Source organism: Marinospirillum sp., from assembly GCF_014859565.1.
Window position 1 is genome coordinate 1 of record NZ_JACUUA010000313.1, and the last position, 3,217, is coordinate 3,217.

Sequence of the window (3,217 nt, forward strand, 5' to 3'; positions counted from 1 at the left end):
TTTCTGCCAGAATGGCTTGTACCCGTTCAACAAAATCAATCTCTTTAAACTGCCGTGCACTGACATTCACCGCCAGAATCAGGTGTTTTGTTGCTGCATGACGCTGCCATTCCAGCAGTTGCAGGCAGGCCGTGCGTACTACCCAGTAACCAATGGGAATAATCAGTCCGCTCTCTTCTGCCAACGGAATAAATGCTGCCGGGGATATCAGCCCTTTAACAGGATTGTTCCAGCGCAGCAGTGCCTCTGCACCCAGCGGTTGAACGGCGGTATCCACCTGTAACTGATAGGCCAGAAATAACTCATCCCGCTCTACAGCCATGCGCAGGTCACGCTCTAACTGGGTACGCTCCTCCAGAGCTGACTGAACCTCAGGATCATAAAAACAAATGGTATTACGTCCAGCCTGTTTTGCTCGATACATGGCAGCATCCGCAAAACGAAACAGATCCTCAGTGGTGTGCTCTATCCCATCAAAAATCACCACACCAATACTGGGTGTGATCTGAAAATTTTCTTGATCCAGACAATAAGGTACCGCCAGACTTAGCCGTACTTGTTCTGCAAAACCTTCCACCCAGTGAGCCACGTGGGCAGCATCCTTCCCCAGAGAGTCCAGCAACAAAACAAACTCATCACCGCCAAGCCGACCTATCACCGGATTAGCTTCACTAAACTGATTCAAGCGTCTGGCCACTTCAACCAGTAACCTATCACCCATAGTATGACCGCTGGTGTCATTAACAGATTTAAAGTGATCCAGATCGAAATAAATCAGTGCTCCCAATTGATGGGTACGAGAGTTCATCTGCAGGGAATGGCGCAAATGCTCAGTCAGTAATCGGCGATTGGCAAGCTCGGTTAAGCTGTCGTAATACGCCAGATGTTCCACCTTTTGTTCAGCTTCCCTACGGGAGTTTTCTGCATGACGAAAATCCAGCAAGGCACTGGCAATCAGCCCAAACTCACCGTCAGACTGCTTGTGAAGTTTTTCAACATCTGACAGGGATGGCAACTCCTGCTGACCTCGTTTGGCCGCCAGCAATAACAAGGCGTCCGCAATCACCTGCAAGCGACGACTGGTGAATCTGGCAGACAAATAAGCCAGCAGGAACATCAGCAGCAGGCCAACTGCTCCAAGCAGCAGGATTTTAGTGAAATGCCCGGTAACCGCTTGTGTTGATTGGACTCGACGCAGTTCAGCACGTGTGGATAACAGCTCAGTAATACGATGGGCATAACTGGAAAAATGGATGAAGTGCATCTGAGCTTCATTGATGTAAAAAGCTGCAGTGGAGGGATCAATTGCCGCTATATCGGTTGCCATAATGACAAAACGTCGATACAGCTCATACTCTTTTAACAAAGCTGCTGCACTGCCGTGATTCACCTCCTGCAACAGGTTGGATGCAGCCAGTTGCTGCACACGCGTGTGCAGTTGTCCCAGATCATCGGTGATATCGGTATGCAGATAATACAGCTGTAATTCAGAAAGACTGCCTGCTATGGCACTACTTAAAGCAGCAGCAACACGTTCATGCACCTGCGCCATCTCACGACTGAACTGAGCTGCTTCAGTGATGGTATGTAAATCCTGTGTCTGCAGCTGGCTGCTACTGACAAATTGATGTTGTAGAGAGTTGATGGACCAGAAGCCTAGCAGCAGGGTCAAACTGGTGACCAGCAGTGCAGGCAGTAGAAAAGCCCACAGTAGATTGCGACTGACCGTCATGCTTTAAAGTCCTTTTAACAGGTCTACCCAGTTTTCCGGACGGATACTGGCCTGATACTCAAAACCCGCATCACCCATGGGTTTGATAATAACCAGTGTGCCTTCGGGTGGGAAATAACTCATGATTTCGGCCAGATTGGGGCCATGCGCCAAGAGCACCCGGTTTTTACCAGGCGTCAGCACGGGCAAAGAAACCAATGCACGCGTACGTGCAACCACTGGGTCTTTTTCTGCCCGGGTCATGGCTGCGGTGTACATCAGCAGATTTTCCAGCTGCCAGGTGTTTTCACCAAATGCAGCATCAGCACTGGCACGAGTACGACAGAAGGGACTGACAAAAATTTCACCAACCGGAAGGCCGAGTGCACGGATGTTTTCTCCGACACTCACCATCTGTTGATATCCAGCTTCTGTCAGTGGACGCTGACTGGCACAGTTATCAAGATCAACCGGTACCTGATCAGGTATGGATGAGTCCGTTTTGCCATGGCGGATATACAATACATAACCACCCTGACGTACCTGTTCCAGCAGCTCAGGGGTCAGGGCTTTTTCCTGCAACTCTGCCGCGTGCACCGGCAGGAGCATCAACGAGATGATTAAAACACTGAATACCGCACACTTTTTTATTGTCAGCTTCATTGCTTTGCCATCCCTAATCAGCTTTTTTTACATTATGTAAGAGCGGAAAGGTGTTTTGCAATGACTTATGTCGGCTATCAGTCCAGATCACCTGCGAGTCGCGGGTGGGTTTCCTCCCACTCATTCAATTTGGTTACAGCCATCGTTCTTCCCAGCTCAACCAGTTGTTTTGCTTTATGAAATTCATAACCTCCACAGGCTGTACGAGGTATTTCAATCAGTAGATCCGGTGGATAACCAGCAATTTTGTATTGAGTCAGAGCGGCCTGAGTGACTTCAAAGGATTGCAGAATCACATCCAGTTTACCCCAGCGAGTATCCGACCCCTGCCCCTCTTTGCTGGGTTCAACGTCTTCCGCCTCCCAGAAGTTCAGACGATCCAACAACAGGTTAGCGCGACCCTTGACTCTTTGTATCCACTCACTGGTTGCAGTTGGCTCTGTGTTCTTTTTGCTGGTTTTACCCCAGTTAGGCATCAATTCATCCAGCGTGGCATTGGAGCTTTGTCCTGTGACATTCACAGCCAGAATCATGTCAGCATGCCAGGCAACGGCGGGAGTGATCGGTAAAGGATTCAGCAAACCACCATCCACCAGGGTTCTACCGTGGTAATGCACCGGTGTAATCACCCCCGGCACTGCAATAGAGGCACGGATGGCCTGTTCCAGTGAACCTTCCTGAAACCAGACCTCCTTCTGATTGATCAGATCAGTGGCAACGGAAGTGAATGGAATCGGCAAGGATTCGATGGTGCGGTCTTCCAGCATTTTACCGATCACCTCCATAACCTTTTCACCCTTGATGGCACCCATCGGACTCCAGGTGATGTCCACCAGTCGGAAC

Annotated in this window: 3 protein-coding genes; all 3 read right to left on the reverse strand. The window is 49.7% G+C overall.

What is annotated here, in order from left to right; genetic code table 11:
* The coding region (locus IBX50_RS18880; RefSeq protein WP_292257948.1) for a bifunctional diguanylate cyclase/phosphodiesterase at positions 1-1,732 on the reverse strand (1,732 nt) is incomplete at its 3' end.
* 3 nt (positions 1,733-1,735) lie between these two features.
* The gene (locus IBX50_RS18885; RefSeq protein ID WP_292257949.1) at positions 1,736-2,374 is read right to left on the reverse strand and encodes a histidine phosphatase family protein; all 639 of its coding nucleotides are present in this window, start codon (positions 2,372-2,374) and stop codon (positions 1,736-1,738) included.
* Between the two features lie 77 nt (positions 2,375-2,451).
* Positions 2,452-3,217, reverse strand: a 766-nt coding sequence (locus tag IBX50_RS18890; RefSeq protein WP_292257950.1) for a patatin-like phospholipase family protein, incomplete at its 5' end; no start/stop codon positions are given.

What these genes read in the sequence shown, in the direction of transcription:
- IBX50_RS18885 (WP_292257949.1), bottom strand. Translation starts at nt 2,374, where the DNA reads ATGAAGCTGACAATAAAAAAGTGTGCGGTATTCAGTGTTTTAATCATC.